Source organism: Vibrio sp. Vb2880, from assembly GCF_033337975.1.
In the GTDB taxonomy this organism is placed as follows: Bacteria; Pseudomonadota; Gammaproteobacteria; order Enterobacterales; family Vibrionaceae; genus Vibrio; species Vibrio alginolyticus.
In genome coordinates this window covers 1-14,092 of record NZ_JAWORT010000043.1, presented here as the reverse complement: position 1 = coordinate 14,092, position 14,092 = coordinate 1, and the positions used below count along the sequence as shown (strand labels likewise).

Genomic DNA, 14,092 nt, shown 5'->3' with positions numbered 1-14,092 from the left:
CGCCTTACTGGATCTATGCGGTTACAGTTTTGCACCGCGATACGCGCAGTTCAGTAGTGTCATCAATGATCTGTTTGCCGTAACTGAAAATGAACACGGCGGCACCAACCTTGCCCTGAAAAAGCCCATCAGGACGAATGTCATCGAAACGGGATGGCAGGATATTAGGCGCATTGTTCTGTCACTTCAGACAAAGCGAACGACACAGGCAATGCTGGTAAGAAAGTTGTCTGGTTATCCTTCGGGGCACCCGACATTACAGGCGCTGACGGAGTATAATCGACTGGTCAAAGCGCAATATTTACTGGATTACATAGACAATGCCAGTTTGCGGCAGTACGTTCAGCGTGCCCTTAACCGGGGAGAAGCGTGGCACTTCCTGAGACGGGCTATTGCGTCGGTGAATGGCGATCAGTTCCGAGGCAAAAACGAGAGTGAAATCGCTATCTGGAATGAATGTGCAAGATTGCTTGCCAACGCGATCATCTACTTCAACTCCGCGATACTGAGTCATCTGCTGGGACACTTTGAAGCGAGAGGAGATGAAGAGAAAGCGGGTATCACTCGTGCTGTTTCGCCCGTTGCGTGGCAAAATATCAACTTAAGCGGAACGTATAACTTCACTAATACTGGGAAATTGCCCAATATTGGCGAAATAACAAGGCCGATAGTGGATGATTAGGCTCCAAGCTGAAAGTAAACCACCTCCGCAGCCATTTATTGGTGTGGTCTACAGAGGATTATGTCTTTTTAGAGGGGAAAATCCCTAGAACCCCACTCTATTAGCAAACCAGCATCTGTTTTTTTGGGGTAACCACTCTCCAGCGTCCTTTCCACACTTACCGTTGTCACCACAACGGTTTACAGTAGGTGAAGCTAATGTAAGATTCAGGAGATCACTGGCAAATTGAATGCGCATTTCACTGGATTGTGAGCACATTCCGCTATCATGTGCTTCACTTGTTGACACTATATGCTCAATGTCTGTGTATCGGTCAGATTCAAAGTAACTGCCAGTGTAAGGGCCATATATCAATCCCCCCATACTACTTACTATGTGATCTTCTACTCGTTGAGAATAGTTGTATTGTTGAGATTTATCGTATGGAGAACATCTATTCTCAGGTTTGACTATTAAACCCCGCCATATCTCTGTTGAATAAGCATCAAAAGAAACCAATAAGATGCTTGTAAGAACAGCTTTAGAAATTGTTTTCATAAACTTCCATTGATTATTATGGTACAGCAATATACTTGAATGCACTAAGCCCAAGCCTTTTGGCATTCGCTCTTGCTGCGGCCTTATTCTTGAATGGATAGATCCCATAACTAGCCAATGTATCTAGTGCCACATCTACCGAATCAATTAACCAAATATCACGAACACACGGAGGACTTCCAGATACTTTAACGTGAAATAAATCTCCATTTTCATCTAATGAAGAAATAGTTTTGGAATCCACATAATTTAGATCAATGTGAACTATCTCACCGTCACTTTTGTAAAACCTGGGATAATTATGAACTGTAACTAGAAGATATCTCATACTATATATTTGCCTTTTGTAGTTAATTTGTCATCGTTTAATGATTTACAGGCGGTATTGCCTCATAGCTAATGTGGTATATTTTTGCATTCTATTAATAGGTGTTCGCATGCACATAACTGTATCTAGTTCTGATAAAAATTTGGACTCTGAACATCACACTTTTGAACAACCTTCCTTGCTGCTTAAAAATCGTATTAAAAGCCCAGAAGCCCAATCCAAATTAAAAATTCTCCGTCTTTCTGATTCAGTACTCAATTGCCACTGTGTATCACCACCAGCCACAATGTATCTACGTAAAAGGGGGGATTACATATTCATGGTGAATCATTATGAGCATGGCCAACATCTGCAAAATTGTCCCTTGTACTCAGACATAAAAGGTTGCAGAGAAGCGGTAAATAGAGATATTTCGCCCTGAGGAATCCCCTAATGATTTTGATAAAAATCATAAATTTAAGGTAGATGCACATCTTGTCATGTGATCAAATGGTTCTGAGAAAAATCAATAACCAGACAACAAGATGTGCGAACTCGATATTTTACACGACTCTCTTTACCAATTCTGCCCTGAATTGCACTTAAAACGACTCAACAGTTTAACGCTGGCTTGCCACGCATTACTTGAATGTAAAACGCTCACTCTTACCGAACTTGGTCGTAACCTGCCAACGAAAGCCAGAACAAAACATAACATCAAACGAATCGACAGATTGTTAGGTAATCGTCACTTGCACAAAGAGCGACTCGCTGTATACCGTTGGCATGCCAGCTTTATCTGTTCAGGTAATTCGATGCCCATTGTTCTTGTTGACTGGTCTGATATTCGTGAGCAAAAACGGCTTATGGTATTGCGGGCTTCGGTGGCACTACATGGTCGTTCTATTACTCTTTATGAGAAAGCCTTTCCGCTTTCAGAGCAATGTTCAAAGAAGGCTCATGACCAATTTCTAGCCGACCTTGCAAGCATTCTACCGAGTAACACTACACCGCTCATTGTCAGTGATGCTGGCTTTAAAGTGCCATGGTATAAATCCGTTGAAAAGCTAGGTTGGTACTGGTTAAGTCGAGTCAGAGGGAAAGTGCAATATGCAGATTTAGGTGCGGAAAACTGGCAACCTATCAGCAACTTACATAGCATATCCTCAAGTCGCTCAAAGACTTTAGGCTATAAGAGGTTGACTAAGAGCAACCCAATTTCATGTCAAATTGCACTGTATAAATCACGTCCTAAAGGCCGAAAAAATCAGCGTTCGACACGGACTAATTGTCATCATCCGTCACCTAAAATCTACTCCGCTTCGACAAAAGAACCATGGGTTTTAGCGACTAACTTGCCCGTTGAAATCCGAACACCAAAGCAACTTGTTAGGCTCTACTCGAAGCGTATGCAAATTGAAGAAACCTTCCGAGACTTGAAAAGCCCAGCCTACGGTTTAGGCCTCCGTCATAGCCGAACTAGCAGCTCAGAGCGCTTTGATATCATGCTGCTAATCGCCCTAATGCTTCAACTGACATTTTGGCTTGCTGGAGTTCATGGTCAGAAACAAGGTTGGGATAAGCACTTCCAAGCTAACACTGTCAAAAATCGAAATGTACTCTCAACAGTGCGCTTAGGGATGGAAGTTTTGCGGCATTCTGGCTACACAATAACGAGGGAAGACTTGCTCGCGGCTGCAACCCTGCTTGCTCAAAATCTATTCAAACATGGTTGTGCTTTGGGGAAATTATGAGGGGATCCCTCAGTATTTCGCCTGAGTCCGAAGAATCAGATTTTAATACCTTTATTTATCACAGAGCGCTCCCTTCTACTGGAACTGATTCAACTAATCCAAAGTCAACTTCAACACGAACGCCCAGTGTACGGCATGGAGAGAGTAAGTTAGAAAGGCTGTATTATCATTTATTAACCGACACACTATCAAATTGGCATTTCTCCGGAAAATCTATGTCGGCTGAACAGCACTTATTCAAACTTAAGAGGTCTGCCAATAAAATCCTCTTTGGAAGTAGTACTCTTGATAAATACATATTTATCGGACCAACAGGTTTGAGATACGCTTTTTCAAAACTCTATCGTAAAACCGGGGCTGGGTGGAAAGGCCCTGGACGCCCACAAGCATTTTGCATGTTCATCACCAATACTATTGAGTTAAAAGAACATTCTTTAGTAATTGATGACACGTGTCTGTCGTTTACCCGTTTGGTGAGCCCTTTAGCCAAATCGGCACTTAAAGAAGTGGAAGGACCTTATTTCGTCTTAGCAACCTTATGCCAAATGCACTCAGAAAGAATTAAGCTACACACCGTTTACATCCAACCAATCGTTTCATTGACAAATCAGGTACCTATTACTTCATCATTTGAACGCAAGGTTTTTACCGCACTAATATCTAAAATCGATAATGGCTCAAAACGTTACAGTATTCAGAAAATACTAACCACTCAGATGCAAAGAAACACTTCGGACTACTCCACGCCGAGCTTTATCTTGCAACTGAAGAATAATCATGGAAAAGTGATTTACCGGAGTATGGTTCAAATTGACGATTCGATTTATAACTTAGATAGATTTAGTCGCTCACCCATTTCTCTATGGCGTGTTAACCACTCAATGACAATATCCCCTGATGAGCCAATAGATATTGCCACAGAAAAGATTCTTTAAACTATACGAGTTTTGACGTTACTCGAGCTCATCCGGTCAGACAGAGATCGACGTTTAGGGAAAACAACTATCAAGAACAAAATCGGCACCGTTAAGCAAATTAGAGTACCGAACAAACGATACACATAAGTAGAAACCTCAACGTTCTCACCTTCTTTTCCTTGCACCTGAAGTTTGAATATTTTTTCCCCTAACGTCCTCTTCAAAAGTATGTATTGGCCCATCATCGTAAAGAAAAAGAACACATAGAAATAACCTATGCTTTGGATAGTCAACGCATTTAGTTCAAAGACGTAAAACTCTAAAATACCGAATAATAAGCTAATCAAACAATAGTCGGTTACAAATGCCAAAAATCTCTTTATCACGTACCAACTCCGTTTAATAAAATATGTTCTTTAACCCTATTGATACAATCAATGTAAACATCTTTGTCAGTCATATCATCGACTTCACCCTTCTTCTTGATGAGTGCTTTCATATCTGGGAACGACAAAACCTGTCCTAATGCAATATTCAATTCATCATAAGGTACTGAGTCACCTAATGCCTCTTTTACTTTTCTTCTGACATGAACATCTTCGGCATCACTTGCTAATGACCATACTAAGCCAGGAGGTAACACCGATACGATAGGTTGAATAATTGGCGCTTGTATTTTCTTCAGCTTACCTATGTACAAGATTCCGCGCCCCATGCCATTTAAAATTCCAGCTTTACCGACATACGATTCTATAGATTCAAACTCATCATCTGTTAGCTTAAACTGTTCCTTAATCACCCGTTCTGTACCTACACCTGGGATGTTGCAAATGAAGGTATTAGTAGCCAAGTCGCGAATAGATGGAGGGAAAGCTTCGTACATCTGTGTCAATAAAGTGATGATCTCACGATACTTACGCGCTGTTTTTACTTCTTTATCAAAGTTTTCATCTAACTCAGGACATTGAGCCTGTTCGTATTCGTCTTGGAAGTAATACTTGGGTAAAGGCTTTTTCGCTCGAGCAATTCGAAGTGCACGCTTATAAAACACAGGATCTGCATCATTTTTTACATCATCTTCATGTACCCAGAAATGCCTTTGAGCTAGACCTTTTGCAAGAATAAACCATGCATTTTTCATCGCTGCTGGGGCGGAATCTACAACTGGTTTAGCGTTTACAAACAGCATTGAAAGGTCAGAGTAATCTACCATCGGATATGAGCCTAAAATTGCGCTATATCGATCTGTCATCAGCTGCACTGAAGCACCAATTAGGTCCAGTAGTTTTTCTCCTCCAACTTTGAAAGAACCCATAGCGCTTTGCTGTTCAGCCGACTTTACCTCTTTGGGTAAGTCAGAGATCAGCGGCCAAATATACCTATGAGCTATTTTTGACAATCTTAGGAAATATTGTCGTTGAGCGTTAGATATACCTTCTTCATTCGATGCTTTGTATAGGGCATTACGGGCGTTTAGGTAGCTGTACGACGACTCGCTCTTTAAATGTTTTTGTACAAGATGGTGAGCAAGCTCTTTCTGTATTTTATCGACGCCGGGTTGCGAAGGGTCAATTTTCCTAGGCTGTGAAATAGCCTTTGCTACCATACTGTCAATTATTGCTGAAACACAGTTATCAAGTTGTACGTGGATTGGCTGTTTCGAGCCACCATTGACTATCTTAGTAACAAAAGCAGTCGCAGTGTTGTTCTCCGGCTTAGCCAATTTATTGTAACCATATTGTGGCTCAAGCATGTTGTAAGCGCTTGTCTTTTCATTGGCAAGACTGATTGCCCCTACTTTAGCTCTATCCTCTTTCTTCAGGTTTGCCCTAACAGTTTCGGCAGTGAATAATATTGACTCACCATAGTCGACCCCCGCAATAAGAGGCAACGATGTCGTTCCAGCTAAGAAATGCATTGCCCTGGTTAATACACCAGCTTGAACTGACTTACCAGAACCCATAGATCCACTAACTAAATTCAAGTGATGTGACTGTGTTGAATCAAAGTCAATAGGCCATGGCTTGCCATCAGGTGTGATATAGAGCAATACGCCGGAGTCCCACGGCGAGGCAGGACGTATGATTGGAGCGGACGAGAAGGCTGTTTCAATACTGTCATTACTCGCTCTCCCAACAGGCCTTGAGCTATAGCCAGGTAAAGAGGATAAAAGGCCCTCTATAGGAAATGAGCACATACGTTGCCTTTCCCCTCCCCAACCTCTAAGTGCACTTTGTACGGCTTTGAAACGTGTATTAGTTTCCGTTTCGTTATCACCCCAAACAGTCACCGACATATAACACTCTACTGCACACCCTCCTTCTTGAATGAACTTTGTTGTCTTATTACAGGCTTTCAGAATTTCACTTGATATTGGGTTAGTTTTAGCAACGAATGTGGTGAGACTCGATTTAGTCATTTTAGAGGTTTGTATACTTTGGGAGCCAGAAACCAGAGTGTACGATATACGCATAGGAACATCTCTGTTAACTCGGTTTATAAAACTCCTCATTAACATAGGCTCATCCCCGACTAAGTAACGCTCAAGCGTGGTATAGCAGTGACCATTGAAAAACTTAAAGTCAGGTCTTTTAGCATCCTCAAAAGGCTGTTCTACTATCTGCGAATGTATGGAGCTATGCCCAATCTCATCAGTATCAACCTTGTAGGTATGATTGCTCATTATTTTAGGAGATGATTCTTGTCGTGTGGATGGTTTCCAACGGTCCTGGTTTTCAAAGTCTCGGTATAGAAGATCTCTGATTTCCTTTAATGCACGATGAGACTCTAGTTTTTCGAATAGAACGTACTCAGAAAAAATATTAGTCATTTCTGTAACAAAAGAACGATGCTGGTCGTAAATCTGCATCGTTTCTACCCAGTGATTCTGGGTCTTAGAGCTACTGCTTAAACTGTGACCATATTCATCTGCCAATTTTTTTCTATTTTCATTACCCTCTTTGATGTTTGGTCTATCAAGAGTTTGGGGTGTCGTAGTCAATACAATATAGGTCATCTCTGGCTTAATTAGCTGAGAAATGAGGCTCTTTTCAGTCTTGTTTAACTTCTCATTTTGGTAGCCCATCGTTTTTGATACAGAGTCCACTGTATTAAGACACTTGTTCACAAAGCTCTCAGAACGACTTGAATCAATATCGATAACAAAATCTATTCTGTTTCCACTGTCTGTAAAATTTTGTCGAGCTCTACTTGCCATAAAGTCAAGTATGGCAAGCTCCTGCTTATTTGAGTAGAACCTGTAAGCCCCGTTCAACTTTAGTAGGGTAACCATTGAACCATCGTGAGTTAGCAGTGAGTGAGGGTCAATGCTTGATGTTGTTTCTAATTGACAAATCTCATAGGGTTTATAGGCGATTAGATTCGCTAAAAATGAAAGAGCTCCCATTAGATAGTTAACCTCTTTACTTTCTTCGCAATAACTGGTTGAGTATCCACTCTTCTTGTAGATAGGGCTGTGATTAATTCACTCATTTGAGCTTTCTTATCCGCATCATCTAGCTGTTCAATTTGATCTAGTTTAATGACATCCTGTACCCCAAACGAGTTATGAAACTGTGAGTTAAGCTTTCCGAACACATTCAAATCTTGAAGCTTTTTGTATGTCTCGGGCATTTGACCATCTGAGAAAATTTCTAGCGGTTCAATTTCCATTTTCTACACTCCGATATCTGGCATTGCGCCAAATTTTTCTGCAATAATATTGGCTTTTTTTACATCTTGGCTACTTAACCAAACCCTTGCCGCACCGACACCAAACCCACCGCCGACGAAACCTGCTTTCATAAACGCTTCCGCAAGTTTGGAGCAAATAATCCTGTCATATGCTCTGAGGTACACTCCCAGGCCAGTAGCTTGTTTTTGACTTCCTAAGTGGACTTTATCGGCTAAGGCACACCAAATATTTTCACTGACCACACCTTTAGAGTAACTATATCTATTTTTTGATAGGTCTATTTCAGGCCTTACATCCAACTTACCAGCATTAGTTTTCAGGCCTCCCAAAATTTCAACCTCACAGTAACGTAAAATATCAATAACCTCTGGAAGAGCAGCCCATATTCTCGTTGTAGATTTCACACCTTCGATTCCAAAGGTAAAACTTTGAGCTCGCTTTGGGTCGATAGACTTTACTTTGATATTTAGAATTGCAGCAGTATTTTTATGGAGGTTCTTTAAACCTATTATGACTTTTTCTGTATCAGGGAGTAGTACTTTGTTTTTATATCCAGCAACAATTGGCCCATCGCTACTAAACGTAAATTCTTCCCAATTGTTATCCAAAGGAAAGTTTTGATTCATTAAGTATTCGAAATGCGCAACCCTTGGTAAGGTATAATGATAGATCTTTCCGTTTGCAGACTTTACAGTACCTTGGAATGACTGATACGCATCATTTAATGCCGCTTTAGCTGAAGCGTCTGCGAGTTCACTTATATTTAGTAGTTCAGAAGGTAGGAACCCTTGTGATTCCAGGTATTGTGGGATTTCACCACCAAGGCGATATCGAAGGTAGTCCGGATTAAGTTCGAATTTACCCTGTAGATCTGCAGCAATTGACTGAACTAGCTTTGCTAAATGTTGAATACCTTCAATATCTTTTTTAACATTCAACTCCCTCATTATCTGTTGTAAAGACAACCTTAAATATTGCGACGAACGTAGGTTAGGTACTTTGTAGAGGGCTTCTTTTTGAAATATAGAGTGTTGAATGTTAGTTACCCAAATTGTAGACATCTCCAAATCAGAATAGGAACTAAACTCCTTCACCTTGCCATCGACACAAGAGAATCCACTCCTAGGTTTTTTTTCATCGTTGAATATCGCTACGCCATATGTGTTCATTAATATCCTATCCTTCTAAACTAGAGATATGGTTGTTCACTATTTCTGGCCAATTGTTTGGGTCATAGAAATCTGAAAAGAAGTCTTGGTTCCTACTCCACTCCTCTATCTCTCGAGAAAAGGGATCTGGAGTAAACAGCAACCTTAAATGAGGGTACTTTAACTGACGTTCGGAATACTCTTTGTCATCCATAGCACGAAAGTCTTCAGCTAGTGCCCTAATGTTGGTTATTTTGTACACTTGACTTACTTGCTGCGCCGTAGCAGAAAGGAGCTCGATCCAGAGCCCTGTATCGCGTGCAATACGCAGAAGCGTAGTACCGCATTTTTCTGGACCTTGGATTTTTGCTAAGTAATTTGCAACCCAAGATATTCGAACGTAAGCATTGAGCTCCTCCTGGGTCAAAGAGGGACAAAAAACTAAAGTGGCAAGTTTATTATCTGCAACAAAACCCAGATGTTCACACATATGACATAGAGGGCATTTACACTCAAAGTTAATGATTTCGTTATGTTTGTGATTCCCATCCTTGTGATGAACATGTTGATACTTTTCTGAACGAAAATGGCAATCAGTACATCGATAGTCAACATCTGATAAAAACTCCACCCTTTTTAGTTGAAAGTCTTTATCATCAGATGGTTCTGGTGGTTCTGATAAACGCCATTGATGGCTTCTACTAACACCTATGAACATTACTCACCTATATATGTCATTTGTGGATATTTTACAATACCCCAATTATCATAATAATTGGGATGATTAACAAGGAATAATTTGGAGAGGCGTTAAGTAAGCGCTTATACCAAGATCGAACTGAGTACTTTTCCGATTGATATCTTTATAACGTGGGCAGGTGAACAGTAGAGGATGGCGAGCGATTATGAGTAAAGATGTGGCTTCTTTCTTTTTCTGTTGCTTATAAATACTGATGTTTCGGGTTATCGATTTATGCTACGCCATAGCTGTTTAATAGTGGCATTTGTATGATGCTTGCGGTTAGTAAACCATTTCCGATACAAAACGCCATCGGTCGCACCGATATTACCTTGATTACCTGCTAACCAAGCTCTGTGCAACTCACTTCTAGCAACCAGCCGCCTAAAACTTCTTGGCAAGAAAAGCTGCTCATACCCAACAAAATAGGCTCGCTCGCATATCAGTTTATATACACTTGTCATACAGTTTTCCTTATCCAGTTAATGTTTCTTTTTAGGTTTCAGCAGCGTCTTAACTAGCTTATCTATCTTACGCTTCTGCTTGTACATGGGCGGTTGTATAGGGCAACATCTAAGAGATCACTTAGCTCTCCAACAGCATCACCAGTTTTAGTCGGGTTTACTGACCTTTAAGCACCACCCCCAGTTCTTCTAGTGGCCATACGAGTGTCTAGTTCTTATGTTGAACATGGCTCCCTCTTTGTTATCAAGTTGTTCTGATGGCATTAATCCATTTGAATCGCCTATTTTGACAGTTGTCATAAGCATGTAGGTGTAATTCAATACCTTTTACACAATCTAGTTGTTTACAATCTCATTTTTTGCCGTTTTTTCCGTAGATAAAACCATACACTGCAGTAATAAAAGCGAAAATGAAGAACCACATTAAATTTTCATTCTCGATTAGAGTTTCTAGAGAAAAATCTAGGACAAATCGGACTAAGAAATAGGCACTAGCAAGGGCTGAAACGTTAGTAATAAAGTCCGCGAACTTCCGGTGGTTAGGTTTTGGTTCTGGCATGTTTTTTCCAATGTTGATTACAGCCCATGTCTAGGGCTGTATTTGTACTGTTTCTCTGCTCGCTTTCTTAAGCAAACAGCCTCAAAAAAGTCACTTGTGCTACTAAGGTACTTTTGCTTATTACCCACTCCGATGTAGGCGACAAAGTAGCCATTGATCTGTTTCACTCCAGTCACACCAGTTTTGTTGCGGCGACTTCTAGCTAAATTTCTCTGAGCAACGCAGTTGTCCCCCTACGTAAATTGCTCCATTTATCATTTAGAGAATCACCATCTTTATGATCGATGATGAAATCAGGAAAATGACCAGTCATTATTGACCAAGCGATTTGACCAGATGTGTACTCTTTACCGTCAATGACAATTCTGCGCCACACGTTGCCTTTCTTCCGCTTGACGCATCCCGCAACTAGATTAGCTCGGCGGCCTCTGCCCAACTTTTTCCACTGGATGATGCCACTATCAGGGTCATAGGTGAGTTGGTTTCTAATCTAAGTTACTAATTCCAATACTATCTTCCAACGTTAAATTCGCTCTAAAACTGGCAACTGAAATGAGCCAGTTGCGCTTTGTAACCAAGCACGATGTATCTGAGTGCGAGCAAGTAGCTTCCTAACCAATTTGGGGACTTCTTTTTTGGCTTTATCGGCTTGGTTATATGACCAGATCTGCAATGGCTCGTAACTATCTCTATCCAGCAGGAACTACTCTTTATATCCAACTTTATTGGGATTTCTATTACCAAATCTCTTTCTAGCCAACCACATCCCTAAGAACTGGAGTACGACAATCAAGATCATCACTGAAAAAGCCATTTCACGATTAATAACGCCAACGAAAAGTAACACTAGACTTAATACAAAACCGATGACAATTGCTTGTAAATGGTGCTTATGTAAAGAGGTTCCTTTAGGTTGCCAATATCTAGCTAATATATTGTCTAACATAAGGTGTTACCTACATCTTGATGAGAGCGTTAAAGAATAGTTCTCCATCAGTGAAAGCATCTTGCAACGTCAAACCGTATGCTCTGTGCATCCATGCGGATTTCAGGACTGATAGCCTACACTTAACTTGAAATTCTGCTTCTTCTTTATCTAAATTTGGATACCCAGCAACCCCCAATAATAGGTCATGTATGCGCTGATTAGATTGGCTCAACTTGATTATAATTGAAGGAGTAGTGATATAGTTTAGTTTCTCTTTAGATACCTCAGTTAGCTCCAACTCTGTAGCAATCACATCAAACCATAAGGTAACTTGTTGTACGCAGATGGAGCTATCGGCATTTGTATATTCACTCAGGCTATCACTAATTTCTTTAGCTAATACTATTTTCATTTCTTGTTAGTCCTTGGTCGTTGTCTTAACTTTTTCTTTAAGGTCTGCGTTCTTATTTTTGAAGCATTTTTACGGTTCTAAAAGGTAAATCTAAGGTTTTTATGAGCTAATATGTTCCCTATCCTAATTAACCTACTTTTTTAGCTAAAGACTTTGCCAGTCCCTCGTTAACAAATGATTTCCAATTTTCTTTAGTTAGTTCTGCCTCGACAACTTCTTCTTCGACTAGCGAAATGATGATTTCTCGATTAATTAGGTTTGTAGCCATGTCTAAATCATGTAAACGAAGGAACGATGTTACACCCCACAGCTTATCTGAATGAAGTTCCAAGCTATCAGGTAGACCCATAAGAGCAGCGAAAGCAAAATCACCTTGTCTTAATCCCCTGCAATGCAAAACCATCATATCTTCAAATCCAAGATAGATTGCTTCTAATGGTTTATCCTCATCATCGTTTGGCTTTAGATGAACTAACCATTTATCCTGATGGACATCAACTAAGTGATTCATCCCTTCATAGTTTTGTAAACCTCGAAGGTTATTGGACATGAGCACACCGTAAACCAACTTTAGTTTTAAATGATCATCATTTAATGGTGTGTCAGGGTTTAGCACACCCTCCTCTCCACGATCTAGAATAGGTAACTCAGCAGCATCTACCAAAACAGCTAAATCTTTTTCGGTATGGGGCATCTGCCATACTGCATATTGCATTTCATTCTTTGACAAAGTTTGCACTCCAAGTTGTTATTACTACTTCTATCAAAGGCACTCAAATCAACCTGTTAAATGCCTTTTGCACAAGTTCGATTTTTCCAATACTCTCAAGTTACTTAGTGAGTGGGATAGAATTTGAATCCATAAAAGAATCAACCTGTTTAACCAAGTCTACTGCTGTCGGCTCTGTCTCTAACGTTGACCGAAGTTTGTTGATTGTTGAAACGCACTCCTGATTAACTTTGAGAGTAATTTCACCTAGGTTGTTAATGTTGGAGTCACAAGCCAATTCCAACTTTGCATCAAGTAAACTTAGCGCAATAGAATGACCTAATTCGATTACCATTTCTTCTTGAGTCGTTGCTTGAGCTTGCAAGGAAAGAGCAGCTAAGATCGTAGCTACTAACTGTATTTTCATATTTTCGATTTTCCCATTACTTCAGCGACAAAAAATCGCCTGTGTATTCATAGTTGACAAGCGCATGTAAATCTCGCCTATGAGAAGGCGTTGCTTCTTCTTTAGCTTGCTCATAAAACCACTTTCCCGCACCATAAAGATCATTGTTGATGTCTAGCCACGATACATCATATTAATTACCATCTTTTTTGTTGATGGAATCAAGACGCTCGTTCCAAGTTCAACCATCTACATGCTTCACCAAAGAACGCATGTTTTCCTTAGATTTTTCAGTTAATTCAAAAGCGAATGGGTTAGAGGTGTTTGATAGTTTATCTAATTCAAGGTCATCTCTAGTTTCAGTCTTACTCCTGTTTTAGTCTCCTATTTTTAAAAGTTCAGCGTTCACATACTGCCATGTTGTTGAGTTAAACCAGTTAATCGGATCTATTTCCCTGTCTGGAACCAACCAATGAAAACCATCTTTTAATGCTTCTTTGTCTAGGCAATACTTATTATTATCTAAGAACCTATCCCAAAAGGAATTGTCAGATAATACATAATGATAATTTATGAGGGCAACGTATGGCAGGTAATAAGTGGCAAATCAGTGATGAACTCTGGGAGAAAATGGCTCCTCTCATCCCGGAACATAGAACTCAACACCCGCTGGGTACGCACCGCAAGCGGGTTGATAATCGCGCTGCAATGAACGCCATTTTCTTCGTACTCAGGACGGGTTGCCAGTGGAATGCGCTAAATGCCACCGGTATATGCTCGTCAAGCTCTGCTCATCGCCGATTTCAGGAGTGGCGGGATGCTGGCGTATTTGAACG

Annotated in this window: 18 protein-coding genes; 4 read left to right on the top strand and 14 right to left on the bottom strand. The window is 40.4% G+C overall.

From position 1 onward, the window contains the following. Positions 1-682, top strand: a 682-nt coding sequence (locus R7M92_RS24070) for a Tn3 family transposase (protein ID WP_206947111.1), incomplete at its 5' end; no start/stop codon positions are given. Between the two features lie 84 nt (positions 683-766). Here the strand turns inward: R7M92_RS24070 and R7M92_RS25135 are convergent. Both R7M92_RS25135 and R7M92_RS24065 read right to left on the bottom strand, forming a co-directional pair. Then, entirely contained in the window at positions 767-1,045 is a 279-nt protein-coding gene (locus R7M92_RS25135) for a DUF1524 domain-containing protein (protein WP_225455855.1), read from the bottom strand. 190 nt (positions 1,046-1,235) lie between these two features. After that, positions 1,236-1,547, bottom strand: coding sequence for a hypothetical protein (locus R7M92_RS24065; RefSeq protein ID WP_025634888.1), 312 nt, complete (start codon positions 1,545-1,547; stop codon positions 1,236-1,238). Between the two features lie 524 nt (positions 1,548-2,071). Here R7M92_RS24065 and R7M92_RS24060 point away from each other — a divergent pair. After that, the gene (locus R7M92_RS24060) at positions 2,072-3,280 is read left to right on the top strand and encodes an IS4 family transposase (protein ID WP_032073033.1); all 1,209 of its coding nucleotides are present in this window, start codon (positions 2,072-2,074) and stop codon (positions 3,278-3,280) included. Between the two features lie 215 nt (positions 3,281-3,495). Then, positions 3,496-4,215 (top strand): hypothetical protein, encoded by a 720-nt coding sequence (locus R7M92_RS24055; protein ID WP_203347283.1) that lies wholly within the window; start codon positions 3,496-3,498, stop codon positions 4,213-4,215. Here R7M92_RS24055 and R7M92_RS25130 read toward each other — a convergent pair. From R7M92_RS25130 to R7M92_RS24005, 12 genes are all read right to left on the bottom strand, one after another. Then, the gene (locus tag R7M92_RS25130; RefSeq protein WP_025767057.1) at positions 4,212-4,583 is read right to left on the bottom strand and encodes an RDD family protein; all 372 of its coding nucleotides are present in this window, start codon (positions 4,581-4,583) and stop codon (positions 4,212-4,214) included. The genes R7M92_RS24055 and R7M92_RS25130 overlap by 4 nt on opposite strands. Continuing rightward, positions 4,580-7,603, bottom strand: coding sequence for a hypothetical protein (locus R7M92_RS24050; RefSeq protein ID WP_203347281.1), 3,024 nt, complete (start codon positions 7,601-7,603; stop codon positions 4,580-4,582). Before R7M92_RS24050 ends, R7M92_RS25130 begins: the two co-directional genes overlap by 4 nt. After that, the gene (locus R7M92_RS24045; protein ID WP_025634882.1) at positions 7,603-7,869 is read right to left on the bottom strand and encodes a hypothetical protein; all 267 of its coding nucleotides are present in this window, start codon (positions 7,867-7,869) and stop codon (positions 7,603-7,605) included. Before R7M92_RS24045 ends, R7M92_RS24050 begins: the two co-directional genes overlap by 1 nt. Positions 7,870-7,872: 3 nt before the next feature. Further along, a complete protein-coding gene (locus R7M92_RS24040; protein WP_025634881.1) occupies positions 7,873-9,060 on the bottom strand; it encodes a hypothetical protein in 1,188 nt (395 codons plus the stop codon). A 7-nt stretch (positions 9,061-9,067) separates the two neighbouring features. Next, on the bottom strand, positions 9,068-9,757 hold the full coding sequence (locus R7M92_RS24035; protein ID WP_025634880.1) for an HNH endonuclease: 690 nt from the start codon (positions 9,755-9,757) through the stop codon (positions 9,068-9,070). Between the two features lie 245 nt (positions 9,758-10,002). Then, positions 10,003-10,242: a hypothetical protein gene (locus R7M92_RS24030; protein WP_025767060.1), complete on the bottom strand. Its 240-nt coding sequence runs from the start codon at positions 10,240-10,242 to the stop codon at positions 10,003-10,005. 352 nt (positions 10,243-10,594) lie between these two features. Beyond that, entirely contained in the window at positions 10,595-10,801 is a 207-nt protein-coding gene (locus R7M92_RS24025; RefSeq protein WP_025767061.1) for a hypothetical protein, read from the bottom strand. Between the two features lie 202 nt (positions 10,802-11,003). Next, positions 11,004-11,177, bottom strand: a complete 174-nt coding sequence (locus tag R7M92_RS25125) for an HNH endonuclease (RefSeq protein ID WP_140050538.1) — start codon at positions 11,175-11,177, stop codon at positions 11,004-11,006. 327 nt (positions 11,178-11,504) lie between these two features. Continuing rightward, complete coding sequence (locus R7M92_RS24020; RefSeq protein WP_025767062.1) at positions 11,505-11,747, bottom strand: hypothetical protein; 243 nt, start codon at positions 11,745-11,747, stop codon at positions 11,505-11,507. 10 nt (positions 11,748-11,757) lie between these two features. Then, on the bottom strand, positions 11,758-12,141 hold the full coding sequence (locus R7M92_RS24015) for a hypothetical protein (protein ID WP_025767063.1): 384 nt from the start codon (positions 12,139-12,141) through the stop codon (positions 11,758-11,760). Between the two features lie 127 nt (positions 12,142-12,268). Next, entirely contained in the window at positions 12,269-12,871 is a 603-nt protein-coding gene (locus R7M92_RS24010; protein ID WP_140050539.1) for a hypothetical protein, read from the bottom strand. Positions 12,872-12,971: 100 nt separating this feature from the next. Beyond that, positions 12,972-13,277 (bottom strand): hypothetical protein, encoded by a 306-nt coding sequence (locus R7M92_RS24005; protein ID WP_169567642.1) that lies wholly within the window; start codon positions 13,275-13,277, stop codon positions 12,972-12,974. 564 nt (positions 13,278-13,841) lie between these two features. Between R7M92_RS24005 and R7M92_RS24000 the strand changes: the two genes are divergently transcribed. Then, positions 13,842-14,092: transposase (locus R7M92_RS24000; protein ID WP_206937396.1), on the top strand; the 251-nt coding region annotated here is incomplete at its 3' end.

Bases quoted from the DNA above. Each gene is read 5' to 3' on its own strand.
- R7M92_RS25135 (WP_225455855.1), bottom strand. From the start codon at position 1,045: ATGGGGGGATTGATATATGGCCCTTACACTGGCAGTTACTTTGAATCT.
- R7M92_RS24065 (WP_025634888.1), bottom strand. From the start codon at position 1,547: ATGAGATATCTTCTAGTTACAGTTCATAATTATCCCAGGTTTTACAAA.
- R7M92_RS24060 (WP_032073033.1), top strand. From the start codon at position 2,072: ATGTGCGAACTCGATATTTTACACGACTCTCTTTACCAATTCTGCCCT.
- R7M92_RS24055 (WP_203347283.1), top strand. From the start codon at position 3,496: ATGTCGGCTGAACAGCACTTATTCAAACTTAAGAGGTCTGCCAATAAA.
- R7M92_RS24050 (WP_203347281.1), bottom strand. From the start codon at position 7,603: ATGGGAGCTCTTTCATTTTTAGCGAATCTAATCGCCTATAAACCCTAT.
- R7M92_RS24045 (WP_025634882.1), bottom strand. From the start codon at position 7,869: ATGGAAATTGAACCGCTAGAAATTTTCTCAGATGGTCAAATGCCCGAG.
- R7M92_RS24040 (WP_025634881.1), bottom strand. From the start codon at position 9,060: ATGAACACATATGGCGTAGCGATATTCAACGATGAAAAAAAACCTAGG.
- R7M92_RS24035 (WP_025634880.1), bottom strand. From the start codon at position 9,757: ATGTTCATAGGTGTTAGTAGAAGCCATCAATGGCGTTTATCAGAACCA.
- R7M92_RS24030 (WP_025767060.1), bottom strand. From the start codon at position 10,242: ATGACAAGTGTATATAAACTGATATGCGAGCGAGCCTATTTTGTTGGG.
- R7M92_RS24025 (WP_025767061.1), bottom strand. From the start codon at position 10,801: ATGCCAGAACCAAAACCTAACCACCGGAAGTTCGCGGACTTTATTACT.
- R7M92_RS24020 (WP_025767062.1), bottom strand. From the start codon at position 11,747: ATGTTAGACAATATATTAGCTAGATATTGGCAACCTAAAGGAACCTCT.
- R7M92_RS24015 (WP_025767063.1), bottom strand. From the start codon at position 12,141: ATGAAAATAGTATTAGCTAAAGAAATTAGTGATAGCCTGAGTGAATAT.
- R7M92_RS24005 (WP_169567642.1), bottom strand. From the start codon at position 13,277: ATGAAAATACAGTTAGTAGCTACGATCTTAGCTGCTCTTTCCTTGCAA.